This is a genomic window from Phyllobacterium sp. MT110 (assembly GCF_058792715.1).
The window spans coordinates 68,111-95,063 of record NZ_JBXAFE010000009.1 but is presented as its reverse complement, the minus strand read 5'-3'; the positions used below and the strand labels follow the sequence as shown (position 1 = coordinate 95,063).

The following is a 26,953-nucleotide window of genomic DNA, read 5'->3' as shown; positions in this document are numbered from 1 at the left end:
CTATTTAGTAATGCGACAGTTGGGCCAGTTAGAGATGCGACAGTCTTGCCTCTCGACGCACTGGTCAAAGCCAACGTTGGGAGCGAGGATGACGATCTTCAGCCTGGTCGAGACCATGAGCGGTCGGAGTCGTCATGTCCTTTTTGATCACCATGTCGCAGAAAGAATTGCATCGCCTCGAAGTCATTCAGAAGATCCGTGATGAGCGGCTTAGCGTTGTCCAGGCAGCCGAGTTGCTCGACCTCAGTCGAAGTCAGTTGCATCGGCTGCTGCAGGCCTACGACCTTCATGGTCCAGCCGGCCTTGTGTCGAAGAAGCGATCTCGACCGAGTAACCGGCGCCACAGCGAGGAGTTTCGCAATGCGGCACTGGACCTGATCCGCGAACACTATCTGGATTTTGGTCCGACGCTGGCACGGGAGAAGCTGATCGAGCTGCATCGGATCTCGGTATCCAAAGAGACGCTGCGGCAATGGATGACCGAGGCCGGCATCTGGGTTTCGCGTCGTGAGCGCAAGAAGCGGGTTTTCCAGCCTCGTGGCCGGCGTGACTGCTTTGGTGAGCTGGTGCAGATCGATGGTTCGCATCACTGGTGGTTCGAGAACCGCGGCCCCAAATGCGCCCTCCTCGTCTACATCGATGACGCTACAGGAAAGCTTCTACATCTACGCTTTGCTGGGTCGGAGAACACGTTTGACTATCTCCATGCAACGAAGGCTTATCTACAGCAATGGGGTAAGCCCCTTGCCTTCTATAGCGACAAGCATGGTGTTTTCCGCTCCACCCATGCTTCGCAGAAGGACAGGACGAGCGGCCTGACACAATTCGGTCGGGCGCTTTATGAGCTGAACATCGACATCATCTGCGCCAACACGCCTCAGGCCAAAGGCCGGGTCGAGCGGGCCAATCAGACGCTGCAGGATCGCCTGGTGAAGGAGATGCGACTTCGGGGCATCAGCACAATCGATGCGGCCAATGTTTATGCACTTGAGTTCGTTGAAGATTTCAATAAGCGTTTTGGCAAGTTGCCGCGCAATCCGAAAGACATGCATCGGCCTCTCGCTGATCATGAGAACCTTGACGGTGCCATGTGCCGTAAAGAGGTCCGAACGCTGTCGCAGTCTCTGACGCTGCGCTACGACAAGGTGCTGTTCATTCTCGATCCGACCGACGTTTCCAGGCCCTTGGCCGGCCAGAAGGTGATTGTTTGCGATTATCCGGACGGTCGCCTCGAGATCATGCACGAGAGTTTTGCCCTACCCTACAGAACCTTTGACAAGCTGCGGTCGGTTCATCGGCCGGAAGTCGTCGAGAACAAGCGTCTAGACGACATGCTGTCAGTCGTCGCGGAGATGCAGGCTGGACGCGAACAGCAACGGAGCAAGAGCGGCCCTCGCCGCACCGGGCAGACGGATCATATGTTCGGCATTCGCGACGGCAGCCAGAGCAACGGTTACCAAAAGCGTGACCGCAAACCGGGCCGGCGGACGGACTTCATGAATGATCCGGAGGTCATTGCCAAAAGGCAGAAGGCGCTCGCGCGCATGGAGGCAGCGGAATGAACCGCTGGTACCATAGTCTCAAAACTAAAGCCGAAAGGTGTCCCTCACCCTCACCCGCCCCCGCTCCTTCCTTGCAACCCGGCCCAGCCGGTCGGATCGGGGGCTGATCGTCAGAGCCAGACGAGATGCCGAGTGTCGCATTTCTAACTGGCTGGCTGGCACGCGCCTCTAACCAGCTTTGACAAGGATTGTTTGTTAAATGTAATACCTTTAATGATTGCTCACAAGGGGGAAGATTGATGGGAGTGCAACAACCAAACAGGGTGGAAAAACTTCTTGCAGACGTCGGAGCGGCACCGACCGTCGAAGATGCCCTACCAATCTTCCAGCGCGCCTATGGTCTGGACTTCGTAACCTACCATCTCGCATTAACGGTGGCCGATGTTGTCGACACCCCGTTCGTCCGGACCACCTACGGGCCGACATGGGTTTCCCGCTATCTGCTGCGCGATTATGTCAAAATCGACCCGATACTTCGTGAGGGCCTCATCAGGCAAATACCGTTCGACTGGCGTGAAGTTGAAGTGCCGATAAATGCCCGAGACTTCCTGCTGGATGCCTATAATCACGGGATCGGTCCCAACGGCTATTCCATTCCCATACTCGACAAGGCGCGCAGAGCACTCTTCTCGATCAATTCACACCAGTCTACATATCAATGGAGCGAGACCGTCAGCCGATACCGGAGTGAATGGGCAGATGTCGCCTTTCTCATCCATCATAAAGCTATCTTTCAGCTACACGGCGAACACGATCCGGTTCCGCAACTCTCGAGCCGTGAAATCGAGTGCCTGCATTGGACGGCCTTGGGCAAAGACAGCATCGACATCGCGGTCATGTTAAAATTGTCGGAGCATACTATCCGCGCCTATATCAAGTCAGCCCGCCACAAACTCGGAGGCGGCTCCATAACCTTTACCATCGCGCGGGCGATACAGATGCGCCTGATCAAACCTTTTGGGGGTGCGGCGCCGCCATACCTGTGAAGTGACCCAACCTTAGAATGGAAGGCGCGCATTGTCCTTGACTTTCTTCATGACAAAAAACGTCCGTGTCTGTCGGACACCGGGCAGTGCGATCAGCTTGTTGCCGTGCAGTTTGTTGAAATCCGCCATGTCGCGCACGCGGATCTTCAAAAGATAGTCGAAGTCACCAGCCACCAGATTGCAGTCCAGCACTTCCTTCAGTTCGAGGACCGCCCCCTCGAATGCGGCAAAGCTGTCCGGGGTCGATCGATCCAATACGACGCCGACCATAACGAGTGCCCCGAGGCCAACCGACGCCGGTGCGATTTCGGCACGAACGCCGGTAATGTAGCCCTCTTCGAATAGGCGCTGGGTGCGTCGATGGCAGGTTGCTGCGCTGGCATTGACCCGGGTCGCCAGTTCCGCATTGGTCAGTCGTCCTTCGGCCTGAAGCGTTCGCAGGATGCGCAAATCCGCGCGGTCCAATAAGCCCTTGAGAGATTCTTCCATATTTTTACCTATGATGAGATCATTCTCTTCATTAATTCGCCCGTTCATCCAATAGGCTACATAAGTAGGGCTGATTTCGGAAGCACCTTTCAGCAAAGGTCCATTACTCTGTGGGTGACGTGCAAACACCGATCCACCCTTTCCGGAGCCCCCGATGTCCCTTCTCGCAAGTTTTGAACGCTACCCCCTCACCTTCGGGCCGACTCCGATCGAGCATCTGCCACGCCTGACCGAAGCGCTGGGTGGAAAGGTGCAGATTTACGCCAAGCGTGACGACTGCAATTCGGGCCTCGCCATGGGGGGAACAAGCTGCGCAAACTGGAATATACCGTGCCGGACGCAATCGCCTCGGGTGCGGACACGCTTGTCTCGATCGGTGGGGTGCAGTCGAACCACACACGAATGGTCGCCGCGACCGCCGCCAAGATCGGCATGAAATGCGTGGTGATCCAGGAGAATTGGGTGCCACACTATGACGCCGTTTATGATCGCGTCGGCAACATCCTGATGACCCGCCTGATGGGCGCCGACAGCCGCCTTGTCGACGACGGCTTCGACATTGGCATCCGCAAGAGCTGGGAGGACGCTATCCAGTCCGTCAAGGATCAAGGCGGCAAGCCCTACCCGATCCCCGCCGGTGCATCGGTGCACAAATACGGTGCGCTCGGCTATATCGGTTTCGCCGAAGAGGTCGCGGAACAGGAAGAGGCGCTCGGCTTCAAATTCGACTACATCGTCGTGTGCGTCGTCGCGGGCTCCACCCAGGCCGGCATGATCACCCGGTCGCCGCGCAGGACCGCGCCGACCGGGTGATCGGGATCGATGCCTCCGGTACGCTCGACCAGACCCGGGCGCAGGTGCGGGCGATCGTCGACAATACATCGGAACTGGTCGGCCTGGGGCGCAAGGTTCGCGAAGACGAGATCGTCATAAATCCGGACTTCGCCTATCCGGCCTATGGCGTTCCCTCGGAGGAGACGAACGACGCCATCCGCCTCGCCGCTCGCACCGAGGCAATGATCACCGATCCGGTATACGAGGGCAAGTCGATGCAGGGAATGATCGACCTGACGCGCAAGGGCTTTTTCCCGGAGGGATCGAGAGTGCTCTATGCCCATCTCGGCGGCGCGCCGGCGCTCAACGGCTACAGCTATTACTACAGGGAGGGCTGAGCCCTCTTTCCGAGCCCGACCCCTCACCGCAGTTGTGGACGCACCGATGATAGATTTCCGACGCCTGCACCTCAAGACCATCGAACAGCGACTGCTATGGTTGTCGCACTGGATGATCCACAACGCCAATCATGTCCGGCCCAAGGTCGACGGCATCAAGATCGGCGGCCATCAGGCCAGTTCGGCCTCAATGGTGTCGATCATGACGGCGCTCTACTTTTCGGCGCTCCGGCCCGAGGACAGGGTCGCCGTCAAGCCGCATGCCTCGCCGGTCTTCCATGCCATACACTATCTCATGGGAAACCAGACGCGGGAGAAGATGGAAAACTTCCGTGGCTTGGGCGGCGTGCAGAGCTACCCCAGCCGAACCAAGGATATAGACGATGTCGATTTCTCGACGGGTTCGGTCGGGCTTGGCGTCGGCATCACGGCGCTGGCCTCCATCGTCCAGGACTTCATTCGGGCGAAGGAGTGGGGGGACGATCTGGCATGCGGCCACATGGTTGCCTTGATGGGCGATGCCGAGCTCGATGAGGGGAATATCTACGAGACCCTGCAGGAGGGCTGGAAGAACGACCTACGCAATTGCTGGTGGATCATCGACTACAATCGCCAATCCCTCGACGGCATCGTTCGCGAGGGACTGTTCGAGCGCATCGAGAAAATTTTCGATGCCTTCGGCTGGGATGTCGTTCGCGTCAAATACGGCGCCCTGCAGCGCACAGCCTTTGAGGAGCCGGGTGGAGACCGGCTGCGGGACTGGATAGACCGGTGCCCCAACCAGGACTACGCGGCGCTGACCTTCATGGGCGGCGCGGTGTGGCGGAAACGCCTGATGGACGACCTCGGCGACCAGGGCGACATATCCTCTCTCATCGACCGCCGCAGCGACTCCGAGCTTGCCGCCTTGATGGAAAATCTCGGCGGCAACTGCGTGGAGACGATGGCAGATGCCTTCGCCCGGATTGATCCCGATCGCCCGACCTGCTTTCTCGCCTATACGATCAAGGGCTGGGGCACGCCGATAGCCGGTCACAAGGACAACCACGGCGGGCTGATGAACAGCAAGCAGTTCGCCGACTGGCAGGCGCATATGGGCATTGCCGCCGGGCAGGAGTGGGAACCGTTCGCCAGTGTCGGCGACATTCCCGACCTGAAGCAGTTTCTTGCGAACGTGCCTTTCTTCTCGAAGGGACCCCGGCGCCACGATGACGCGCACATCGACGTCCCGCCGATCGAAATCGACAGCGCGCGCGAGATATCGACCCAAGCCGCCTTCGGCAAGATCCTCGACGATCTCGCCAAGGGCGAAAGCAAACTGGCCGCTCGCATATTAACGACGTCGCCGGACGTCACCGGCACGACCAGCCTTGGTCCTTGGGTCAACCGGCGCAAGCTCTTTGCCCGCGAGGCCATGGCGGATGCCTTCATCGAGTACCGCATCCCCTCGACCGCGAAATGGGAATTTACGCCGAAGGGGCAGCATGTGGAACTGGGCATCGCCGAGATGAACCTCTTCCTGCTGCTCGGCGCGGCCGGCCTCAGCCACTCCCTATTCGGCAAGCGGCTGATACCGATCGGCACAGTCTACGATCCCTTCGTGTGCCGCGGCCTCGATGCGCTCAACTACGCCTGTTATCAGGATGCGCGCTTCATCATCGTCGGCACGCCCTCGGGCATAACACTGGCTCCCGAGGGCGGTGCGCACCAGTCCATCGGAACGCCCTTGATCGGCATGAGCCAGGATGGGCTGGCGGCGTTCGAGCCCGCCTTTGCCGACGAACTTGCCGTCATCATGGAATGGGCTTTCGACTATCTACAGCGCGACGGTGAAGGACAGAGGGACGAGCGCACATGGCTGCGCGACGAGACCGGCGGGTCGGTGTATCTGCGCCTCACCACCAAGCCGCTCGAGCAACCGGCAAAGCGCGTCGACGACGACTTCCGGCAGGGCGCCATCGATGGCGCCTATTGGCTGCGCAAGCCGGGGCCGAACTGCGCTGTCGTCATCGCCTATCAGGGCGCGGTCGCCGACGAGGCTATCGCCGCTGCTGGTGTGATCGGCGAAGCGAGACGGGACATCGGCGTGCTCGCCGTAACGTCGGCCGACCGTCTCAATGCCGGGTGGACGGCCGCGCAGAGGGAGCGCGCGCGGCAATCCGAGAGCGCGGAGTCATATCGAGACGCTGCTCGATCCCCTGCCTCGCGACTGCGACATCGTTACCGTCATCGACGGACACCCGGCGACCTTGTCTTGGCTGGGCGCCGTTGCGGGGCACCGGACGATCTCCCACGGCGTCGAGCATTTTGGACAAACCGGAACGATCCGCGATCTATACCGCCATTTCCGCGTCGACAGGCAGTCGCTGATGCAGTCAGTCAACCAGTTGACTGCTGGGAAACGGCTTCCGGACGGTCTAACACTCATTTTCCCTTAGCAGGCACGAAACGCTCGCGGATGAAAGACACATTTGCTGGCTTTGCGACGGCCGTTATCGAATATGGGCGTTTTCGCAATACCCCTAGTTGGGGGTACCATCTTGGGGTATTTATCGTTATCCGAGCAATCTTCATGTTGCTTACCATCAAACGATGGAGGCAAAGATGTATCTTCTTGTGCAAGCCCACGAATTCGACAGGTACCGGCATCTGCTTGATCAATCGTTTCGACTGCGCAAGAGAGTGTTTGCGGATCAATTATGCTGGAAGGTTAGCGTATCCGGCGCTTGCGAGCGCGACCAATATGACGATCTGCATCCTGCCTATCTGTTCTGGTGTGATGACAGCACAGAGAAACTCTACGGATCGGTCCGCCTCATGCCGACGACGGGTCCCACACTTTTATACGACGTCTTCCGTGAGACATTCCCCAATGCATGCGATCTCATCGCACCGGGAATCTGGGAAGGGACACGTATGTGCATAGACGAAGAGGCAATAGACCGCGATCTCCTTGACCTACGTCCTGATCGTGCCTTTTGTCTGCTCCTTCTGGCGCTTTGCGAAGTTGCCCTCGATAACGGCATCGATACCCTGATCTCGAACTATGAACCGCAAATGCGGAGATTGTACAAGCGCGCCGGAGCTGAGTTCGATGAGCTCGGTCGCGCAGATGGCTATGGCAGATTTCCGGTGTGCTGTGGAGTGTTCGAGGTCTCACAGCGCGTGCGGGCGCAAATGCAACAGAGCCTGCAGGTCAGCGTCCCCCTGTATTCGGGCCGTTCGTTTTCCAAGCGGGAAGTCGAAATGCCAGCGCTCATGACCGCTTGACCGGTATTACTGGAAGCCAACCAGAACCGGGAGGGACGGACTGAAGTTTTTCGTTTCAAGAAGGCAAAGCTGGCGGCCAGCTTTGATCGCCAGGCAATGAACATCAGCGACAGCATTTTGCGAAGAATTGGTTCAACGGGCCTTGTCATCTTTGAAAGAGATGGCACCCTTTTGCGACTGAATAATTCCACCCGCGACTTTATGTTGGGGGATGTCAGCAACGTGTTTGTCCAGATGCTGCAGCAGCTTCGTGAGGCGGGGGTTCGTTTCGGCTTTATTTCGGACACAAGGGGCATGGACGGCGGAACCCACGGCAGCTCTGAATTCGTGGCTCTGACCCGGATACTCGACGATCTATTGAAGACTCGAGGCGCCGTACCGGACTTCTGGATGCGATGGGGCACTTTTTTGCAAGAACCCGCGCTCCTTCAAGTTCGAGATGGGCGGCGCCGCAGGGTTACCGCTAATACGGTGTTGCGTGCGATCGAGTGGTACGGTGTCGAAAAGAAGGAGACCATATTGGTCAGTAGCACCGCCGCGGGACTGCTTGCAGCAAGTGAGGCGGGCATAACCGGCATCCACTATTTTGGGGTGCAAGGTGATCAACCTGTTCCTTCTCCGCTCGAAACGAATCCGCAATTTCCCTATCCCTCTGAAACCATGGAAGCCCGATGGCTCAACGACGAGATCCAAAGAATCTTGAGTTCGAACCGGCGTCGCTCAGCCTAGATGCAGGGTGGAGAACGTTTCAGCGACTGCGGTCCCGATCTTTTTCCTGAGGAGCGCGAAGCTTGACCGATTTTTGCGCCTCTCGCGTACGTTGTTGGGTCTTGTCACGGTCGCGATCGGCTTCGGGCCTGTCGTGCTCGGCATTGGACCGGGCAATGCGCGTTTGATCGATCGTCCGGTTGTTCGAACTCTTGTTGACGACACCCTGCTCTGCAACGTGATCTCGACCGGCCGCAGATTTCGTCGCCAAACTATCAAGGCCGCTTTTGTCTTTCCCGACTTCACCGAGATCGCGGTTTTTGGCCACGCGTGAGTCGAGTTGGAGCCCAACGACTTTCCCAATGATCTTGGTTGCCTGCTCGAAGATCAGCCGATCGGATGGATTGGCAATCTTTGTAGCCAGGCTAACGGCGGTGCTCGCCAGAGTCTCCTTCGCGGCCTTCGCCTGGGCGGCGCTTATAGGTGTGGATCTCAGCATGTGCTCTGCTCCTTTTTCGTTTGTTGGGTCACGACCGGCACGGACGGCTGTTTCAAGCCGCTGGTATTCACGTTGGAGCCCTATAGACAGGTCCTGACTAAGTTCGCGCGCCGTGCTGGGAGCGGATCGGTCCTTTGCTATCCCGTCCAGCATCTTCAGAACAAGTCCGACTGAGCGCCGGCTCTGATCGAGCCGCTTTTGAGCATCCTGCAATCTGGGAGAAGTCGGTGTATCTCGAATCTTTGCCAGGACTTTGTCGACGACGTTGCTCGGAGCCGTGGCTCCCATCCGCCGGAACATCTCCCATTCCCAACGCTTCACGGGAGGCGGGCCGGCCCGCTCGAGGCGCTTTTGACGATCGATCGGGATGCCACGTTCACGGGCCTTGTCGGCGAAACGGAGCCGCCATTCGGTAAAATCGCGGATGTTCGGATTGAGCATTTTGCCATTGGAGTTACGCAGGGCGACAATCACATGCATGTGTGGATGCTTGTCGAGATCGCTGCGATTGTGGACTGCCGAGGCATAGCGGTGCCCTGAAAATTGCTCTCTCAGGAAATCACGGCCAGCGTCAATAAGCTTTTCGCGATCGACATTTGCCGGTCCTGACAGCAACAGGTGCATGAAATCCCGCGGCTGTCGGGTCTGCATCAGAGCGCCAACGACTTTCCCTTCTGCCGCAAGCTGCTTGTGATCAGCAGTGGTGATTTCGCGCCGCTCAGTGCCATGGAGATAACGTCCGCTCCTGCCAGGGCGCTCCTCGACATGCGTCGTCGTCGAAAGCGTCACCTCCGCGCCCTTGCGCTGCATGGCGTGCAGCGTCGCCGTTAGCCCTTTCGGGCCTGACGAGAACTCGGCGGGGTATCGCGAGATCGGGGTGAGCCCCTCTTTCCGGAAAGCTTCATCCAGGCGTGCATCGATCGCATGCGCCACATCGAGTTCTCCTGGAATGCGATTGCCGGTGCTTCGATCCGACCTGTCCTTCTTTTCATGAGCAATAACGAGTGCGAAATGCAATCTTGTTTGCCCGTTTACGCCGTCGCTCACACTGAAGGCGTAGGTTCTTGCAGGGTCGCCGGCTTTATGAAAACCGTCGGCGGCGAGTGAAGCAAGTGCGCGGGCTACGCCTTCCCGGCGGGTGTTTTCAAGCTCGTAAGTCAGACGCAGCACGTCGCTGCTCCCCTTGCGATTGCCGAAATCCCTTTCCCATGAACGCACCGCTTCGTTCAGATCCGATACTTCGCGACCGTCCTGATCCTGAGCCTTTTCTTCCTTGCTCTGGTAGGCAAGCACGTTACGGGCGGAACCAGCACCGGCACCATAGGACAGGACCTTGACCACCACAGCATTGTTGCCCGCGGCCCGGCTAATCGCCGAGGCCGCGCCGGCATGCTTGGTCGACGGTCTCTTGCTCTGGCCGGCCGGCGATGGTTTTCCGCCTCCGCCGCCGCCACGTCGGCGCAGATCGTCTTCGATCAAATCAAGATAGCTCGGCAGTCGCCGACCTTCAGGTCTAGACTTCGAGGGATTTCTGGAGACCTTGTTCATCGTGTTTCCTGATGAGCTCGACAATGTAAGACGACGGCCGAACAAAGGCGGCATCGCGGATGGCGTCGATGGACCCCATCACCTCATCCAGCTTCTGTGCAATCAATCTGGTGCCCTCGGCGTGTCCGACCTCTTGCGCTAAAAATGCCTCATTGCGCCAGGCAAGTTCGCGGAGAAACTGATGCATGTTCGCCATTTGCCGATCATGTTCCTCGAGCATTGCGGGAACGTGCATGATCTCCCTGGTGACGATCAGCTTGGCGACGATGTTGACGGAGACGTCGAGCCGCCCGGCGAGAGCGTCGACATTCCTCAGGACGTGATCTGGTAGGCGAAACATGATGGGCGGCTGTCGCATGCGATCTACAGCCCCCTCGCCTTCAGCGCCTCCAGGATGAGCCTGTGCGTTGCCGACGACAGTTGCTCATGGCTCTCCAACGAAACCCTGAAAATCTTCGTCAACACGTCGTCTTCGAGATAGAGCGATATCCGTTTTCGTTTGCTGGACACGCCATCCGCCTTGGCCGGCGCCGGCGCCACAGGTCGCCCCTTGCGTTCTTGCCTGGCTGGCGTGTGGGCCTTAGGCACATCGGCCTCAGAAGACGCTGTTTCCTCTCGTTGTGCATCACCATCGGGCATGAGTGTGTCGAGGTCGATGGTCGTCGGCATATACGATGTCGCGGCCTCCTCCACGTCCTTAACCTGCTCTTCACGGGATCGGGCAAGGGCGAGAATGTTTCCGGCAGGCGTTCTTTCCCTCGACATCGTTTAGGCGGCCTCCGCCTGCAGAAGTCCGATGAACTCGTTGTTGATCCTCTTCACCAGATCGATTGCGTCGAGCACGCTTTCTGACGCCCGCTGTTTGGCCGACGGCGTCAACGACGGATTGTCTGCGATACCCGCAAGCTTGGAGTAGAGGGAACCATAACCCGCCCCGACATCGCTGAAATGGTTGCTCTTGCGGATGACTGTCTCAACCATCGGAATCCGGCCGCTCGCCAGGATGGCATGAACCTCGGGAAGGGATCGATTATGTTTGAGCGCAATCATGTCCACGTAGTTCCAGATCGCCGCGTAGGGGATCGGCCCACGATCCCGCTTCCGGCCTATCTCCGTCAAAATTGTAGCGACTTTGATTGCCGATGTTGCAGCCGTCGGCTCAGGAATGACCGGAATGAGGATTGCATCGCACTCGTGGTAAACCTCGATCGCACGTTGATGCACATAACCGCCGACATCATAGATCCGGATATCTGCCTCCGGAGCCTTGTCGAGTCGCTCACGGAATCTGTCTCCCGGCGCTACGCGCAAATGTAACAATGTTCCGTCGGTCGGTAACAGCCCCCGCTTCATGGATACATTAAACCAGCGCGTCGACGATTCCTGCTCGTCGCAATCGATCAGAAGCGTCCTGTGACCTTGCTGGGCGAACTCCGCAGCAAGATTGACGTTCAGGGTCGACTTTCCGGCCCCGCCTTTGAAGGTCGATATGGCGAGCGAGAGAGGTTTGACTATCATTGGATTTCTCACCCTTTGAGCCGAAACCGATGTCACGATCAACCGATCCCGCCCACACGTTCGCATGCGGAAGATCGAAATCCATCCGATTCGGCAAGTTGCCTTCGCTCCCCACCTGACACGAGGGAAACGCTTTCTCTTATCGGCCGCGAAGCTTTGCTCTTACTTCTTCCTGTAGTCGGGCTGCGACTACGCCCTCCTGAAACCGCCTCATGTCGCGCTCACGTAACGCCTCGACAATCGGATCTCCGCCCGGCCAAAACCGAAGGATCGGGAGGATGAGCAGCAAGAACGCGGCGATTGTCGCCGCCTTGAACCAAGCCAATCGATCATAGAGATTGGAAGCCCACGCCCAAATGTTCTCGGTCGTTTCAAGCGGCAGAAAAGCATAGGAAACCGTCAGGACGATCCAGTAGCCGACGAAGGCCGCAACCAGAAGGCATGCCGCTGACACCAGCAAAAAGCCTGCAATCTTGATCAACAACCAAACAGCGCGGAATGGAAGAGTGAAGACCGTGAGCGCCTTCCGATACATCGCCATCCTCTTATCCCCACACACAAATCAAACGTCTGAACAACCTTACCTCAATTTTCAGAGCTTTTCCATACTTGCACTACAGTACAATTTCGTGCATGTTCAAAAAAGTCAACAGGTGACGGATGCGAACATGAAGAATGGCGCATGGCGATCTTCTCGCCACCTCATTTATGGCCTTTTTGGTGCTCTGGTCTCACTGCCCGAAACAGTGAGGGCGGATGCGGCTGGGGAGTTCGTGAGCTACTACCAGCAGGCCTATGTTCAGGGGCAGGACCTGGTCCCCGCGTCGCCAACACCACTCGATACATCCTCGATCACAACGCGACTCGATCTTCAAAGTGTCAGCCCGAAAGCCGCGTTGGGCGGCAGCGCGTTTCTCGCTGCGGATGGAACGATCATTAAACTCGCAGGCCTTCAGGGTTGCCTTTCGACCGAGCCACTCGAATATTCGGGTGTCAGAGCCACCTGTGCCATGATCTCGCTTGCCGCGATGACGGCGACCATCGGCGAGGTACAGGCTATCGCTGGCACTGCATTCCCCTGCCATGAGCTCGGGCGGACCCCAGGCGAGCCGACGGTTCGATATGCGGAATGCTTTTTCATGGACGGAGACACGGTGCGATCACTTTCCGAGGTGCTGATCAGCAAAGGAGTGGCGTTTGCTTTCCGTGATCGGACTGGCCAGCCCATCTTCCCGGAATATGCTCGGGCGGAACAAGGCGCGCGAGGAACGAAAGCCGGTATCTGGGCCAGCGCCCATTTCCTCCATCCCTACGGCGAGCGTTACCGCGCAAATCCGACAATGCACTGATGCGGATCGGAACTTTGATGCTTATTTCCACGATCGCAGTCTCCGGCTTCTACGCAGGCTTCGTCATAATGCCGATGCTCACCGGTGGCGAGTTAACACAAATGCAGCCTTCTAGGCTGCCGGTCGTTCCCGTCCAGGCATCGCAAGCTGATGCTCCTCCCACGGAAGACGCGGCGCTTCCGCCATCTTCCGCATTCACACCATTCCCGACGCATGCGCAGTTTGAGACCGGCGATAGCTGGGTCTCAAACGGGCGACGGTACCGGCTCTATGGTCTACAGTCATGCCTGCGCGGGACTACCGTTGCCCTATCTCAGGGGACTTCGCGCGACTGCGGTGAACTCAACGTGATCATGATGCAGGCGTTGGTCAGGGACACAAAGCCCGTCTGCGCCACCATTCAGTTGGTCGACCAGAACAATGCCGTGGTTGCATGCCAGACGACTGCCGGGGAGCACCGATATGATCTTGCGACCTACGTTATCGCGCAAGGATGGGGATTTGCGGCAGTCGACAGCACTGGCCAGGTCATTGTTCCCGGATATAGAGTCGCCGAGGAAAGCGCCCGCACCGCCCGCGCGGGTCTTTGGGACTATTCCGATTTGCCGCACCCCGTCTCTGTTCTGATGCAACAAGCCGGAGTGTCGCGATGAAGCTTGCCACCATCTTGACGATTGTCCTCGCCCTCATCCCGACAGGGACGCTGGCGCAAGCCCGCCCATCCGACGTTCCCCGTCAGATATACGGCAAGGTTCAGGTCATTGATGGCACCACATTCGAGTTCGTCAAAACGCGTCAGCTTATCCGTCTGGCTGGATATGAAGCCCCCAGACTGGCGCAGAACGCAACGACCGAAGGTGTGACATGGCCTGTCGGTCAGGTCTCGCGTGCCTGGATGATCCTTCGAACTCTTGGCCAGGACGTCAACTGCGCGCCTATAGGTCGCGACAGCAACAAGAACCTGATCGCGCATTGTTTTGTTGGCGAGACAAATCTTGCAGCGACGGCAATCGCGGAAGGGATCGGCTACGCCTTCAACTATCGTAATGAACCCCAAGTCCCGGCCTATTTCGATATTGAAAGAAGGGCGAGAGGGCTTGGTTTCGGCATCTGGTCGTCGCCTGACCTGTCTCCTCCCTGGCTCTGCAATGCATCGCCAGAGCCTGGTGATGTGTCTGATGGCCCCGCGTCGGCCACAGAAGAGGGGCTTCCTCTGCCCCTGCCCGTCACTCCCGACAAAGCACTGTCGTTCACGCAGGTGCACGGAGGTTAAATGAAACGCCCTTTCGAAACTTCGACCATTATTGCCATTCTACTGGCTGTTTCTCCGGTTGCCGCCGGCGCGCAGGACGGCGCCACCCAAACCCAGATCGAGCAACGCGATCCGGACTTTTGCGGTGCGGGCGGTGCTGGTTGTGATCCGGCAGACGTGCAGCAATGGAAGGCGGTTGGCAACAGGCTTGCAGACCTGTCTTCGGCCGACCTTAGCCAATACGCCTACGCCTGCGCCAAGCATCGCGAATGGAAATCGGAGTGCGAAACCAATCCGATCGCTATCCTGAAGCGCCTCGGGATCGAAGGATATTGAGGTTGCCGATGAAGAAGCTCGACTACGGATCGCTTGTCGCCGCCGGCATTGCTTTCGTCGTGGGATCTGCCGGCGGGTACACGATCAACGAGTTTGAACGGGCCGACAGGATGGCGGAGCTTGAACAGGAGGTCGCGCGGCTCGAGAGTGAGCTTCAACGGCAGCCGACATTTGACTTTCCCGACGACAGTCAAGCGAGTGCCGCGATCGCCAAATCGGGCCGCTCGATCCGCATCTCGGAGTGCAAACCTCGTCAGGCCGTACCCGGTGTCACCTGTACCGGCATCATCACAACAACAAGCGGTTCCTTCGCGGGTACGACGCAGCCCGGCACCCTGTCTTTTGCGAAAATCGACGGCACCTGGGTGCAGATCCAATAGATCACTCAAAGGAGACGGACGGTGAAAGCGATCATGTTCTTGGCCGCAGGCTTGATAAGCACGTTTTCTGGGGTGTCAGCAAAGGCACAGGACGCCGAATGGGGATGTCAGGTTCTGCTGTGTGCCGCATCGAAAAGCCCATCCTGGCATGGCGTCCCCTATTGCGTTCCACCCATGCAAAAACTCATCACCGCCATGTCCAAGCCCGGCTTCTCCTGGCCGATTTGCCACGAGGCCAATTCCGGTAAGCCGGGCCACGAAACCTACGAGGATTGCCCCGCGGGAACGACTGTCGGCTACTCTTCTTCAGGCGGCGACAACAATTGGCGGGGTGAACCCAACCAGTGCATCAAAACGGTCAATGTCTGCGGGACCTCGGGCCACTACTTCAACAGCAATCGGGATGGCGAAAGCTGCATACAGCAGGTCGCCACTCCGCGCCCGCGGCGCGCGGATCCCTACTATTTCGATATTCCAAACGAGGACGGGGTGAAAGAGAGGTTCTGGTTCAACCTGAACCACTAGCGCTCACTGGTCTGTCTCGGCAGATTTCTGTTTCTTGCGGCGGGCTTTCCAGACCGCTACCCGAGGGAGGTCGGCTTCGGTGATCTTGAGTAAATCCTCGATGACAACATCCCACTCACGCTGCATCTTGTCGAGCGTCGACAGCTTGACGTCCCGCAGCGCACGCGTCACCTGCGATATATATGCTTCGTGCACGCCGAGTTGCTCGGCCAGATCCCGATTTGTCAACTTGCGCTGGGCCTTCAACCGTTCGAGGCCAATGGCAAGCCTCTCCTGGAACGACAGGGAGTCGAGTACAGAAATGTCGACGGCCTCGACAGGCGGCTCGCGTTTCAGACGAGGCATCGGCCACCATCCCCGGACAGGACCGTACTTACGCAGCGACAGACGCACATGCCGACAAGGTGACGGCAAGGCGCGCCATGGCGGCGCATTGGAAATATCCTTGAAACTCTTTTGCTCATCCGTTACCCGTCGACTGCAAACCACACCGCCCAAGCGTAAACCAATTGTTGTCCATATTTTAAACGGGGCAGTTCACAAGCTTGTTATGCTTCCTACACCGGCCCTATCCGCCCATGCAAGTGGAGCTGCTTGGTCCGCAGGACCGGAGGAAGACCTGCATCCTGTGGGTTCGCAAAATTCATGCGGATAGTTGTCAGAAACGGCCCCGCTCACTGTCTGGCAGAGCTCACCGAGGAAGAAGCCGCAGCACTGCGCGCCTGGTACGGCGACGCTGCTTCCAATGCCGATAAGGCAATCGCTCTCGCTGTGATCCGGCAAGCCAAAGTGATGAACGGCTGGATCGAGTGCGACTGCCTCGCCGGCCGGTTCCAGCCACTACTTGCCCCGATCCGGCAAGAGCATACCTATACGCTGCGACGACTGACATCAAAGGACGAGGACCCTCTTCGACATGAAGAGCGGCCAAATCATACAAGCACCTGCCCATTTCACGTGGATAAGGACGCCACGCCGGCGCTCATCGACCGTAGCTATCACATTCGGCCTCTCCGAAAAACTGATCAGAGTTACATCGATGCATTGCCGGCCATTCCAGACCGCCTTGCTGACGTCGCAAACCACGAGATTAACCGCTCGACGGAACGCAACGACAGGCCGTCCAGGCTCGGCGGCATCCTATGGCGCCTGCTTGATGACGCTGGCATGAATGCCGTTCCGCCACTGCAGGATGACCACGACCCTTCGCTTCGAAATCAGCTGTCAGAGCTGCGCGCCGCTGCCAGGCACCTTCGGGTCTTGAGAACATGGTCTCTCAACGCCTTGCTGTCGACGTGGGCGGCCGACTACTGGGCATCAGGTAGCCGCTGGCAACGCCTGCTCGAAACCTCACGTCCGGACTGGCCCGGAACGCTTCGCCGAACCGGCTTCATGCTGCTTTTTGCGAAAAGCGTTTCCGCGCAGGCAATCATGCCCGCCTCGTCCTCGCGTTCAATCGAGGTGCTCGGGAAAGTGCGACAACCCTTGCGCGGCGACCCGGCACATCGAGGCCCCTTCCTCGGTTTGCTTAACGTGGACTTCGGCGACGACGACGAAGGGCCAGCGCGGGCTGTCCAGGCCTACGCCCAGCCGGTCTACAATGGCGACACGCTGTTTCCGGTGGAATCCGGTTTCGAAAGAGATGTGTGCCATCTCCTCTTCTGGCTTCAGGGGTCGCTATTTGAAAGCATTCCTGATCTCCGAATCAAGATCACCAAGCCGCTCTTTGCAATCGAAACACCGCTTGGGCCCTGCCGGCCGGATTTCATCCTGGAAGCAACCTACAAGGACCATGGAACCGCTATTTTGATCATCGAGGCCTTCGGTATGGAAACGGAAGAGTATCGCGACGCCAAGGACAAGACCGTTCCCCGCATGAAGCATCTCGGCCCGATGTTCAGTATTTTTCCCCAGGACCTCGGCGAGGCGAACGCACAAAATACAGCGAAACGGCTGCAAGAGTGGGTGATCGAGAAGGTTCGACATGTCTGAAGTGACGCCTCGGAGGCCATGCGGGTTCTTCAACCCGGCGAGGCATCCAGGTCGTGCCTTGCGGCAGCAAGCAGGGTATCCTGAACCGGAGCCAGCATGTCTGGAGGGCAGCCTCCGAACATGCGTGAGACGAGATCGTCGGCAAGTTCAGACAGGGTTGGCTTCAGCCGTTGCGGAAACAGATGGTCGATATCGCCCTCCTTCGCACCGAGACGCTCTAGTTCGGCCCGCATTGTTCTCAGCTCCATTTCTCGCTCCTTTATCATCAGCCACAGCCCCGGTTCGGCCCTGGCCGCGGCCACGATCCGTTCGAGGCTACGATCACTGGAAACGTGCCGGGTTGAGAGACGTTCGATTTTGGCCATGGTTGCCGTTGTCCTTGCGCTGGGGAGCACGACCGCTTCTTGTCGAGCCCTGTAAACTGGGGTTTGGTTTGACGCTGGCCCACTACGTGCGGCCCGGCACGCTGTCGGGCTCCGCATCTTCTTCGCCCAGCGGATCGCGCGCCGTGTCCGCGAACTCGCGCAGCCAGGCTCTCGAACTATCCTCCGACAACCTGCCTGAAAGCGTGTCTATCAAGAGCTCGACGTCCGCATTCAAATCTCCTGGTTCAACCACATTTTCGCCGGCCTGCTGGAAGATGACGTCATTCAGGGCTTTAAGATCACCTCCGAATGCTTCCTTCACGTCCTGGCGTTTCAGAATGGGCAAACCGGACGACCGTTCGCCGGCAGCACCTGTAGGAACGCCTGAGCCATCCCGTTGACTGCGCCGCTTTACTGGAGATCCGGAATAGACGCTCTGGCCAAGCTTTTCTTCATCGATATCAAGATCGACGTCGTCAGCGGATTCGGTGTGCGCATCTTTTGTCTCGCCCCGCTTTGCTTTCCGGCTGGGCGGACCATGCGCAGGCTTACGAGCCGGCTGCGGTTGCCCGCCGCCGAGGTCTTCTTCGGCGACACCTGCCGCGCGCGTCTCATCGAGGTCGAGCCGCCTCCGTAGCTCATCGAGGGAAGAAATATAAACGTGACGAATGCCTTCCTTGACCACAAAGCGCAAATCCTGGGGCTTGCGGACGCGCTCGACCGCAGCAAGGTCTAGGTCAGCTCCGGGTTCGGAATTACCGCCCTGATCACCCGGCGCGGAGCGCGCGAGAGATCCGAAACGGTCACTGTCAGCAATCGTCCACTCAACGGGCTTCATACAGGGCTTCGGCACCATCTTGAACTTTCGCACTTTCGCAAACATCCGTTCGCCGCCAGCATCCAGTTTCATGATCCGCATCACCGGCATGCCGGTGACCTGCAGGATCGCCTCCTCTGGCTTCATCATCATCAGCGTGTTGACCGGCAGGAGGTCGACGGAGACCGGCACTTTCGAGATCGAGCGCTGACGGCGACCGTGGCGATGGGAGTAAGACGATTGCTCGACCCATTCCGTCGTCTTCCCGGCCGCCAACGAGACCGCCATCGCATCGTCCTGGTTCTGGAAATTCATGAAGACCTTGATCGTCGATGCCCCCATCAGGATCTTCTGTCCAGACCGCTGGTACAACCGCTCCAACTGGGCGCCGTCCTGGAGAATGAAGACGAAACGCACACCGTTCTTTCGTATCAGGGGCGCGAGCGTCAGCACCGTGTCGATGCGGCCGCCATTGCCGAACTCATCAAGCATCATCATGACTTCGTGCTCACCGTTGGGCAACGGACCCATCTGAACCAGCTTGTCGGCCATTTGCTGGATGAACATCGAGATCAGGCGCTCGTAGATCTGGATGGCATTCCAGTCGGCCTGGATATAGATCACCAGCTTGCGCTTCCGTATGGTATCGACCGGAATGGTGGTGATTGATGTCAACGCCTCCACGAGCGGGTTCTGCAGGAAATTGAGTTTGGCGACGATTTCGGCCGCAATCCCCTCACCCAGCTTTTCATGCCGGCCGGCAAATTTGGTAAGCTGCATGCGGGTCTGGTCGGAGAGGACCGTTTCGTAGTTCTCCAGCAGCTGGACGATCGCCGTGCGCTCGTCGGACATCGAGTTGAGGATACGGTACAGTTCGCTGAGCGACTTGCGGGTGTCGGGGCATTCGAGCACGAAGCCAAGCATGGCGGTGAGCAGGATCCGGGCGCTTTCCTCCCAGAAATCGGAGGAATCCGAGCGCAATCGTTCCGGCAGCAGCATCTGTGTCAGCTTCTGGAGATCGGTGATGCGCTGGTGCGGATCGGTGCTGATCAGGTCGAGCGGATTGTAACCGTCGGTGAATTTCGATCCCGGCGCCAGCAGGAAGGTCTCAAAGCCCTTGTCCTTCAGAAAACCGGAAGTCTCCTCGAACAACTCACCGCTCATGTCGAGCACGACCTGCGACCCCTCGAAACTCATCATCGAGGGGATGACAAAGCCGCGTGATTTCCCCTGCCCCGGCGAGCCGATCAGCATCACATGCTGGTCACCGTCGTTGCGCAGAAGAAGCCCTTGTTTCAACCCGAGCACGATCCCGTGCTTGTCGCGCAGGCGAAAGTCAGCCGCATCCTTGAGGGTCGCAAGGCGGGCCTTGCCCATGATCATCTGCTGGCGCTTCTGGATTGCTGCACCGATCGGAAACCCCACCAGCGCGCCGGCTGCGGCGAGCCCCGCAAGTGTGGCCTGGACCGTCTGCCGGGATGGCCGCTGGTAGCCACCGGCTGCATCGGTCGTGCCGAACGGTGCCTGATACATGGCGGCAAGATGGCTACCATAATAGCTGGCAATGTCGGCATGTTCGCCAGCTTTCGTGGCAACGAGATAAAAGGCGAAGCCGTAGATAAAAGCGCCAGCCCAGGCGGCGGCAAGTATCATCACGGTGAGGGCAATCAGACTGAACATCGAGCGGACATGCAGGAGGTAGAGGATTTTGCGCGATAGCGCCCTGCCTCCTTTCAGCATCCAGATGCACATCAGAAAGAATAGGAAGGGTGACGCAAGCGTGAATGCCAGAAGCGACAAACCGACCGTGTTGCGCGTATGGATGATCGACCAGGTGTAGCGAGCAGCATCACCGAACCGTACCCGGCTCACATAGTCGAAATACGACGTCGATCCGAACGACACCACGTAGGCATCGTAAATCAGCGTGAAGAAGGCGAGCCATATGCAGACCACGCCAAGCAGCGCGACCGGCAATGTCAGGTAAGACAGCTTCTGGAGGCCCGTCCATTTCGGGCGATCAATCTCTCCGTCCGTGTATACGCTGGCCATGTTCATCAACCTCGTCGGCAAAATAGATCTCGCTGACACCGCGACCGCCGGCGGCATCGCTCTTCTTCAACTGGACTACGATCGGGATGATCGAGCGGATATAGCGAATGATATCATCGCGTTCCATGCGGACATTGCTGTTCAGCACCAGCGTCGAGAGGCGGTTGAAGGCATGGTGCGGCGAGTTGGCGTGGATCGTTGACATCGAGCCAGGGTGACCGGTGTTGATCGCATTCAAAAAATCGAACGCCTCGTCGCCGCGCAGCTCCCCCATGAAGATACGGTCGGGACGGAGACGAAGCGCCGTCGCCAGCAGGTCGCCCATTGTCACCCTCGCCTCCCCTTGTCCGCCCTTCGAGACCAGCAACGAGACGACGTTTTCCTGGCGGGGTTCGAGCTCGGCCGTGTCCTGCATGAGGATGAAACGCTCGTGGTTCGGGATTGCCGTCAGCATCGTGTTGAGAAAGGTCGTCTTGCCGGTGGAGGTGCCACCCGAGATCAGCATGCTGCGATGATTGGCGGCTGCCAGCTCCAGAAAAGCCCGCGCCTTTCCGATCCGCAACAATCGCGAGAGCTCGATATCAACATCATCGAGATAATCGTCACCGGTGACCTTGGTGAAACGGAAGGCGCCCGCTTCCTCATAGTCGTTGAGGTCGAACCGTCGGATGAACTGCTTGCGGATCGAGAAAGCGTGACCGGTTGCCGAGGTCGGGCTCAGAACAAACTGAACGCGCTCGCCGCCTGTCAGTGTCGCCGACAAAAGTGGATTCTCCGCATTGATCGTCTGCTTTGTGAAGGAAGCGGCGCGAGACGCCATGTGGCGGATGACATCCTGGTCCAGTCCGGAGATTTCATGGCGCACCATCCGGAGCTGGCCGATCTTCTCCAGCCAGACTTCGTTGCTGCGCTGGCAAGAGATTTCGACGACAGCGGGGTCGTCGAGGAACAGCCGGATCGGCTCGAGCGCCTCGGTCAGAAAGTGCTGTTCGGCGGAAATCTGGGGGCGGGCATTCATTTGCCGTATCTCACTTTGCGCAACCGCTCGAACTCTTCGCGCACCGGGTCAGGATAGAGGCCGGCAAAATCGAGATCGCGCGTCACGAAGACATTGATATCGGAGCCCTGCGGAATGTGAATGGTCGGACGGATGTTGCGGGAATCCTCAAACGCCGTTGCTGCCATTTGCTGGATACCCGATGCAATGGTTTCTGCGGCTATCGAGCGGGCGCGGTCCTGAGAACTTTCCCCATTATCCTGCGGGATACGGGTGACCGTGCCGTTGTCGTTAACGATGGTGATGTAGCTGTCTTCCTTCTGGCCAAGCTGCGCGATGTACTGTGTCGCGCCGCCGATCAGCGTCATCAGCGCCGGCGGTCCGAACCGCTCCCAATTCTTTCTGTCGACCATGCCGGTCATGCCCGAACGGCCAAGACGGTCCGTCCCATAGGAACCGAGCTGCACCGAGACGCCGTCGCCGCGGATCATCCGCGTCCAGACAATCAGGATCCGCTCCTGCCCCCTCTGGACGCCGGACTTGTAATCACCGATCAGCGAGGATCCGGCGGGGATAAGAATACGACGGCCATCGAAGGAATAGACGTCCTCACGCACAATCCCCTTCACCATCCCGGCGAGATCGGAGTTGATGGCTGTTTCGAGCGTACCGCGGATCATCGTGCCCTGCGGTATCCAGGCATCGGTACGGCGATTTTCTGTGGCGGCCGACACCTCCACCCCCTGTCCGCCCATCGCCTTCAGGAAGGCCCGATCGCCATCGACAGCCCCGCCGCCATCTCCAGTAACGGTATTTGATGCACTGGCCGTGCTACTCGCCCCAAACGGACCTGCGCCAGCAGCGTCGGACGACGTCGCCGAAGCGCTTCTCGTCTGGTCGGATTGGTCGAAGACCATGGCGGAGGAGCGGACGCGCTCCAGCAACTTCGCCTTCCGCTCCAGCTCAATGCATTTCGGGTCGTCGGGATTTTTGCCCCGGGAGCAATCGATGTCCGCAGGCGGTGCGACAGGAGCTGAGGCCGGCACCCGCGGCGCCGGTGGTGGCGGAGGCGGAGGTGGTGCTGCGGGGACTTCGACCGTGGGCAGCGGTGGCGGTGACGGCGTCCGGAACCCTTCATTTCTCGGTGTCTGGACCGGCCGGAATTCCTCGCGAGGGGTCGTGTCGATCGGCGGCTCTGCCTCCCCACCCGCCAGAAGGAAATACAGGACGACACCAACGCCGGCGATGCTGGCGACGACTGCAAACGGGCGCATGAGGCCTATACCACCGCGCCTGACCTGTCCGCCGATGGATGCATCAGCGTCGATGGAATGGTAGTTGGGATCCGACATGAGCGCCTCCTATCTTGATTGCGATTGTTGGTTGGATGTCCCGCTGCCAATTCGCTTCGGCGATACCGCGCCCTCGATCGGCGCCGGTATATCGGCAGGCGTTGTCCTCAGATTGAAAAGGCAGGTTTCGGCTTCGGTACCAAAGCGCAGCGTCCATTGCCGCGAGACCTTGTCGATAACGATGTAGTCGGCCTCGCGGCGATAATTCACCAGGCTCTCGCGGCGCCTGCCATCGACGATGAAGATTGCCGGGATGTCACCGGTGAATTTCATGAAGGTCTTCAATCCATCGTCGAAGACCCAGAGCGGTTTGGCTCCGTCGCTGCCCTTGAACCCGTAGTCGTAATTGACCTTGTCGCGGCGGATATTCTTGATGTTGGGATTGCGCTGCGCATCCTGCGCCTGTTTCCAGAGCTCCGCCGTGCCTTTGAGACCCGCGTCTTCCGGATAGGTGAAGCGCAACTTGAAGGTCTGGTTCTGCATCGCTTTGGTGTCGTTGACACGAAGGTCGAAGGAATAGGTTCGCTTCGTCGTGACCACCGACAGGTTGGTGGCCGCGTCCTTCTCCATCGGTTTCAGGGTGAGCGAGCGCCGATCAGCCGAAGTGAGGATCTGCCAGGAGACTGTATCGCCGGCGACGACCTGTGTTATGTCCTCATCGGCGCCGAAGAGGATCGTCGTGACCAGCCCGTAGGTGCCCGTTACGAGGAAGACCTGCTCGGCCGAATAGGGAAGTGACCGGATTCTTGGGTCGAGGCGTCCCGGCCGGGCGACCAGTTCAGCATGTGCAGCCAGCGGCCCGAGCAGTACCAGGAGGGAAATTGCGGCCGTCCGCCTCATCATGGCGTGATCCCCGACGGCATGGTTTCGGGGACCCTTGCATATTCGGTCACGACAAAGCCGAGAGGATTGAAGAGACGGACCCGGTTGCTGGCGGGCAGGTTGATTTGCCGGTAGCGTATCGTCGCCGACCAGCGCGTGACGACATCGCCACCACGGCGACGTTCCCTTGTTTCGAAGCGAACAGCCATGGTCGATGGATTAAGCGGATTGACCGAGAGGATTTCCGGGCGGATTTCTCCGGTTGCGCCGAGCATCTTGACCGGTCCCCTCGGATTGGAGGGGTTCATCCAGGTCTCGTAATCCTTGAAGGCCTGTGAGCCCGGTTCTGACCACAGCGCAATCATGTCGAAATTATCCGATAGATAGCGGGGATCGTAGGTCTCGCGGCGAATGACGTAATTGCCGGCGAATGCTGCGCGCACGGCCTGGTTTTCCGAAACCGTCGCACGGTCTTTATCGAGCGTGGTTACCGTCTCCATGTAACCCGTGTTCCGATCGACGATCAGCGGAACGACCTCGGTGCGAACAAGCGGAAAGAGCTGCGCCACCGAAAACGACAGCACACCTGCGACGGCCCAGCCGGCCACGGCAAACCCCAGCAGGATGACGCCGATCAAGGTACGAAGTGATCGGTTTTTCTCACCCCAGGAAAGGTGCTGATCGTATATGTCCTGCGGACCGGCGACCTGGTCGGTCGGTGTGGTACGCAATTGCTTTCTGAACAATGCCAAGTTCAATCCCCAAAATCATGTTCGTCGTTAAGGTTTGCGAGTTGCGTCGTCGGTCAGACCCGGCTTACATCTGGAAAAGCTGGATTCGACCCGCGCATTTCTCGCCTCATTCACCGCTACGCCGGCGCATGGTCAGCATCCGGCCGAGCGCGCCGGCACCCGCCATCGTGCCGCGGCTGGCGAGGGCCGCCGCTGCGGCCGCGCCTTTCGGTCCGGCCAACATCCCGAGGGCCACCGCGGCGGCCTGTCCGCTTCTGGAAGTGCTGGAACCGAGTCTCGCGCGGGCAGCGCCGTACATTGTGCTAACACCGCCGCCACCAGGCGTATTCGCTGTCATCGAGCTATAGGCAAATGTCCTCGCGAATTCAGGTACCTGGAAAATGAAATAGGAGATCAGCGCCAGGTAGAGCACCATGGCCACTACGATGGCGAGCGCGTTTTCCTTGGTTGCCATTTCGCCATTGATCGTATCCATCATGCCGATCAGGAAGCCGAACGACAGTCCGGCCATGACGTAGGTGAAAAGCAGCATGAACATGCCGTAGGCGATGCCCCTGACCCAGGCCTCGAAGACAAAACGCGTGATACCGAAGAAATAGGAAAGGATGGCGATCGGGCCGATAGCCAGCATGACTGCGGTGATCATCTTGGCGAACAGCGTCACTCCGGTCAGGATCAGCAACATTGGCAGGAGTCCAAAAACGAGAACGATGAACACCACCACCGCGCCGGTGACGTTCGGCATCCACCCGGATTCGTAGGAATTGAAGAGCTGCATGGCAAAGTCGTAGACCTTGCGGGACATGCTCGCGACCTGAGAGGCAAGATCGGAGCCGGCCGCCTGCCCGCCCATCGCCGAGGAAATGGCAGCACCGAGGTCCTGTGGTGACGTCAGAACGATCTGGCCGATATTGTCGTAGAAGGTGGCCCAGGACATGACCAGCGCATAGGCAAACGCGAGTTTCGAGGCCGTGATCGCCATGTCCTGAAGAGATACGCTCGACAGGCCGAGCGCGCCCCAGAGAAAATAGAGAATGAGAAACAGTGCCAGGATCGATGAGACCAGATTGCTGTTCTCGGCGAACAGCCCCCAGGCTTTCTCCAGCGACGCCTCGTTGATCTTGTCGAAGTATGCGAGTGCATCGCCATAAAAATTCACGGCGTAACTGACCGGATCCATCATTCCCCCTGGAAGGAATTGACGGGTCGCATCGGACCGCAATCACTGCTGACGATTTCCGTGAGCGCCTGTTGCGGCGCCGTCGGTTCCTGCTGTGCCTCGTAGCCGAGCGCCGGCACGGGGTTCTCGTCGGCTGAGCATTTGGCCAGCTGTTCGTACTTGCTTGCGCATCCGGACAAAATGATAAGGGCGATGACCAGCACAGGGATAAACCTCACTGGTTCTGCTCCTCGAATGCCTGCAGCTGCTCGCGAATCGAAGCCTCGCCCGCGCCACCACCGCCATCGCGCATCACGCTGTCGGGAAGCGTTGCGAACGTCTTGAGGTTCTGGGATGAGGTTGCAAGCGCCGCCTTATACTGCTGGTTCAGCAGCATCACCTGGTTGTTCAGCGAGCCGACGGCCTCGTTGGCGGTCTGGTTACCCTGCAGCACCATCTGCGTGTTCTGTTCCAACGCGCCCTTGAGATCCTGCGCCGTACCGATCTGCTGCGTCGCCTGCATGAAAGCGTTCTGCCGGTCCTTGGTGGCGCTGTTCATTGCGTCGGTCAGGGCAGTCAGCGTCGTCAGCGCGTTGATGCCTTGTGAATAGGCCTGGTTGGCGCCTGAAAGCTCGCCGCCCTTGACGGTATCGACGACCATTTTCACCAGATTGAGCCCGTTGATGAGCTTGGCGGCCGTGTTCTGGAATTCACCGCTGATGCCGCCGAACAACGCTTCGTTTCCCGACAGGATGCTGTTGAAATCAGGCGCCTGGCCCATGCTGAACCCATTGCCGGTGGCGAGCTTGGCAAACTGGCTTGCATCCTGTGACCGGTCGCCAGTGATCGCCTGAAGCGTCTTGATCGTATTGTCCTTGACGATCGACGTGTCGCCCTGGATCTGCTTCGAGAGCTTTTCGATCTCCTGGCTTATCGCGATATTGGCCGCGTCTTTGACCGGGACCTGCGCAAGGGCGTGCGACATGCTGGTGATGCTGAGCGCTGCGGCAACAACGATTTTCTTCATCTGCCTGTCCTCTCTCTCTTCCTG

The 26,953-nt window shown here is 58.8% G+C and carries 27 protein-coding genes and 2 pseudogenes; 13 read left to right on the top strand and 16 right to left on the bottom strand.

Annotated features, from left to right (window positions below):
- Positions 1 to 134 precede the first annotated feature (134 nt).
- Together AC1Q5O_RS26120 and AC1Q5O_RS26115 are read left to right on the top strand one after the other, a co-directional pair.
- A complete protein-coding gene (locus AC1Q5O_RS26120; protein WP_492566963.1) occupies positions 135 to 1,562 on the top strand; it encodes an ISNCY family transposase in 1,428 nt (475 codons plus the stop codon).
- A gap of 239 nt (positions 1,563 to 1,801) precedes the next feature.
- Positions 1,802 to 2,548 (top strand): helix-turn-helix transcriptional regulator, encoded by a 747-nt coding sequence (locus AC1Q5O_RS26115; protein WP_062653207.1) that lies wholly within the window; start codon positions 1,802 to 1,804, stop codon positions 2,546 to 2,548.
- Between the two features lie 12 nt (positions 2,549 to 2,560).
- Here the strand turns inward: AC1Q5O_RS26115 and AC1Q5O_RS26110 are convergent, their stop codons facing one another.
- The gene (locus AC1Q5O_RS26110) at positions 2,561 to 3,037 is read right to left on the bottom strand and encodes an Lrp/AsnC family transcriptional regulator (protein ID WP_055971936.1); all 477 of its coding nucleotides are present in this window, start codon (positions 3,035 to 3,037) and stop codon (positions 2,561 to 2,563) included.
- 154 nt (positions 3,038 to 3,191) lie between these two features.
- On the opposite strand from AC1Q5O_RS26110, the pseudogene AC1Q5O_RS26105 reads away from it, so the two are divergent.
- The 4 genes and pseudogenes from AC1Q5O_RS26105 to AC1Q5O_RS26090 all read left to right on the top strand — a co-directional run bounded on the left by AC1Q5O_RS26105 (position 3,192) and on the right by AC1Q5O_RS26090 (position 8,208).
- A pseudogene (locus AC1Q5O_RS26105) lies at positions 3,192 to 4,209 on the top strand (1-aminocyclopropane-1-carboxylate deaminase).
- Between the two features lie 46 nt (positions 4,210 to 4,255).
- Positions 4,256 to 6,647: pseudogene (locus AC1Q5O_RS26100) on the top strand (thiamine pyrophosphate-binding protein).
- A 166-nt stretch (positions 6,648 to 6,813) separates the two neighbouring features.
- Positions 6,814 to 7,479: an acyl-homoserine-lactone synthase gene (locus AC1Q5O_RS26095; RefSeq protein ID WP_055972026.1), complete on the top strand. Its 666-nt coding sequence runs from the start codon at positions 6,814 to 6,816 to the stop codon at positions 7,477 to 7,479.
- Between the two features lie 96 nt (positions 7,480 to 7,575).
- A complete protein-coding gene (locus AC1Q5O_RS26090; RefSeq protein WP_055971933.1) occupies positions 7,576 to 8,208 on the top strand; it encodes a hypothetical protein in 633 nt (210 codons plus the stop codon).
- Between the two features lie 19 nt (positions 8,209 to 8,227).
- Here the strand turns inward: AC1Q5O_RS26090 and AC1Q5O_RS26085 are convergent, their stop codons facing one another.
- From AC1Q5O_RS26085 to AC1Q5O_RS26065, 5 genes are all read right to left on the bottom strand, one after another.
- A complete protein-coding gene (locus tag AC1Q5O_RS26085) occupies positions 8,228 to 10,234 on the bottom strand; it encodes a relaxase/mobilization nuclease domain-containing protein (RefSeq protein ID WP_235916756.1) in 2,007 nt (668 codons plus the stop codon).
- Complete coding sequence (locus AC1Q5O_RS26080) at positions 10,200 to 10,592, bottom strand: hypothetical protein (RefSeq protein WP_055971929.1); 393 nt, start codon at positions 10,590 to 10,592, stop codon at positions 10,200 to 10,202. The genes AC1Q5O_RS26085 and AC1Q5O_RS26080 overlap by 35 nt, the downstream gene beginning before the upstream one ends.
- Before the next feature lie 5 nt (positions 10,593 to 10,597).
- Positions 10,598 to 10,999 (bottom strand): hypothetical protein, encoded by a 402-nt coding sequence (locus AC1Q5O_RS26075; protein WP_055971927.1) that lies wholly within the window; start codon positions 10,997 to 10,999, stop codon positions 10,598 to 10,600.
- Positions 11,000 to 11,002: 3 nt separating this feature from the next.
- Complete coding sequence (locus tag AC1Q5O_RS26070) at positions 11,003 to 11,752, bottom strand: ParA family protein (RefSeq protein ID WP_055971924.1); 750 nt, start codon at positions 11,750 to 11,752, stop codon at positions 11,003 to 11,005.
- A gap of 139 nt (positions 11,753 to 11,891) precedes the next feature.
- Complete coding sequence (locus AC1Q5O_RS26065; RefSeq protein ID WP_235916752.1) at positions 11,892 to 12,287, bottom strand: hypothetical protein; 396 nt, start codon at positions 12,285 to 12,287, stop codon at positions 11,892 to 11,894.
- On the opposite strand from AC1Q5O_RS26065, the gene AC1Q5O_RS26060 reads away from it, so the two are divergent.
- From AC1Q5O_RS26060 to AC1Q5O_RS26035, 6 genes are read left to right on the top strand one after another with little or no spacing between them, the layout of a single operon-like run.
- Positions 12,259 to 13,101, top strand: coding sequence for a thermonuclease family protein (locus AC1Q5O_RS26060; protein ID WP_235916750.1), 843 nt, complete (start codon positions 12,259 to 12,261; stop codon positions 13,099 to 13,101). The genes AC1Q5O_RS26065 and AC1Q5O_RS26060 overlap by 29 nt on opposite strands.
- A gap of 17 nt (positions 13,102 to 13,118) precedes the next feature.
- Positions 13,119 to 13,754, top strand: a complete 636-nt coding sequence (locus AC1Q5O_RS26055) for a thermonuclease family protein (protein WP_055972016.1) — start codon at positions 13,119 to 13,121, stop codon at positions 13,752 to 13,754.
- Positions 13,751 to 14,374: a thermonuclease family protein gene (locus AC1Q5O_RS26050; protein WP_055971916.1), complete on the top strand. Its 624-nt coding sequence runs from the start codon at positions 13,751 to 13,753 to the stop codon at positions 14,372 to 14,374. Before AC1Q5O_RS26055 ends, AC1Q5O_RS26050 begins: the two co-directional genes overlap by 4 nt.
- Entirely contained in the window at positions 14,375 to 14,689 is a 315-nt protein-coding gene (locus AC1Q5O_RS26045; protein WP_055971913.1) for a hypothetical protein, read from the top strand. It abuts the gene before it with no gap.
- A gap of 8 nt (positions 14,690 to 14,697) precedes the next feature.
- Positions 14,698 to 15,069, top strand: coding sequence for a lactonase family protein (locus AC1Q5O_RS26040; RefSeq protein ID WP_055972013.1), 372 nt, complete (start codon positions 14,698 to 14,700; stop codon positions 15,067 to 15,069).
- Between the two features lie 33 nt (positions 15,070 to 15,102).
- Positions 15,103 to 15,594 (top strand): hypothetical protein, encoded by a 492-nt coding sequence (locus AC1Q5O_RS26035; protein WP_055971910.1) that lies wholly within the window; start codon positions 15,103 to 15,105, stop codon positions 15,592 to 15,594.
- Positions 15,595 to 15,597: 3 nt separating this feature from the next.
- Here the strand turns inward: AC1Q5O_RS26035 and AC1Q5O_RS26030 are convergent, their stop codons facing one another.
- On the bottom strand, positions 15,598 to 15,939 hold the full coding sequence (locus tag AC1Q5O_RS26030) for a helix-turn-helix domain-containing protein (protein WP_055971907.1): 342 nt from the start codon (positions 15,937 to 15,939) through the stop codon (positions 15,598 to 15,600).
- 300 nt (positions 15,940 to 16,239) lie between these two features.
- Here AC1Q5O_RS26030 and AC1Q5O_RS26025 point away from each other — a divergent pair, with 300 nt between their 5' ends.
- Positions 16,240 to 17,586 carry a DUF8535 domain-containing protein gene (locus AC1Q5O_RS26025; protein WP_055971904.1) on the top strand — a complete coding sequence of 449 codons (1,347 nt, stop codon included), beginning with the start codon at positions 16,240 to 16,242 and terminating at the stop codon, positions 17,584 to 17,586.
- A gap of 29 nt (positions 17,587 to 17,615) precedes the next feature.
- On the opposite strand, the gene AC1Q5O_RS26020 is transcribed toward AC1Q5O_RS26025, so the two are convergent.
- The 9 genes from AC1Q5O_RS26020 to AC1Q5O_RS25980 form a co-directional block, all read right to left on the bottom strand.
- Positions 17,616 to 17,951 (bottom strand): hypothetical protein, encoded by a 336-nt coding sequence (locus AC1Q5O_RS26020; RefSeq protein ID WP_055971903.1) that lies wholly within the window; start codon positions 17,949 to 17,951, stop codon positions 17,616 to 17,618.
- Positions 17,952 to 18,033: 82 nt separating this feature from the next.
- Positions 18,034 to 20,820, bottom strand: coding sequence for a type IV secretory system conjugative DNA transfer family protein (locus AC1Q5O_RS26015; RefSeq protein WP_055971900.1), 2,787 nt, complete (start codon positions 20,818 to 20,820; stop codon positions 18,034 to 18,036).
- Positions 20,789 to 21,838: a P-type DNA transfer ATPase VirB11 gene (virB11, locus tag AC1Q5O_RS26010; RefSeq protein ID WP_055971897.1), complete on the bottom strand. Its 1,050-nt coding sequence runs from the start codon at positions 21,836 to 21,838 to the stop codon at positions 20,789 to 20,791. The genes AC1Q5O_RS26015 and virB11 overlap by 32 nt, the downstream gene beginning before the upstream one ends.
- Positions 21,835 to 23,169, bottom strand: coding sequence for a type IV secretion system protein VirB10 (gene virB10 / locus AC1Q5O_RS26005; protein WP_055971895.1), 1,335 nt, complete (start codon positions 23,167 to 23,169; stop codon positions 21,835 to 21,837). The genes virB11 and virB10 overlap by 4 nt, the downstream gene beginning before the upstream one ends.
- Before the next feature lie 9 nt (positions 23,170 to 23,178).
- Positions 23,179 to 24,012 carry a TrbG/VirB9 family P-type conjugative transfer protein gene (locus AC1Q5O_RS26000; protein ID WP_055971892.1) on the bottom strand — a complete coding sequence of 278 codons (834 nt, stop codon included), beginning with the start codon at positions 24,010 to 24,012 and terminating at the stop codon, positions 23,179 to 23,181.
- Complete coding sequence (locus AC1Q5O_RS25995; RefSeq protein WP_055972011.1) at positions 24,009 to 24,743, bottom strand: VirB8 family type IV secretion system protein; 735 nt, start codon at positions 24,741 to 24,743, stop codon at positions 24,009 to 24,011. Before AC1Q5O_RS25995 ends, AC1Q5O_RS26000 begins: the two co-directional genes overlap by 4 nt.
- A 106-nt stretch (positions 24,744 to 24,849) precedes the next feature.
- A complete protein-coding gene (locus AC1Q5O_RS25990) occupies positions 24,850 to 25,923 on the bottom strand; it encodes a TrbL/VirB6 family protein (protein WP_055971886.1) in 1,074 nt (357 codons plus the stop codon).
- Positions 25,923 to 26,141 carry a hypothetical protein gene (locus tag AC1Q5O_RS25985; protein WP_055971883.1) on the bottom strand — a complete coding sequence of 73 codons (219 nt, stop codon included), beginning with the start codon at positions 26,139 to 26,141 and terminating at the stop codon, positions 25,923 to 25,925. Before AC1Q5O_RS25985 ends, AC1Q5O_RS25990 begins: the two co-directional genes overlap by 1 nt.
- Positions 26,138 to 26,929: a hypothetical protein gene (locus AC1Q5O_RS25980; RefSeq protein ID WP_055971880.1), complete on the bottom strand. Its 792-nt coding sequence runs from the start codon at positions 26,927 to 26,929 to the stop codon at positions 26,138 to 26,140. Before AC1Q5O_RS25980 ends, AC1Q5O_RS25985 begins: the two co-directional genes overlap by 4 nt.
- Positions 26,930 to 26,953 lie beyond the last annotated feature (24 nt).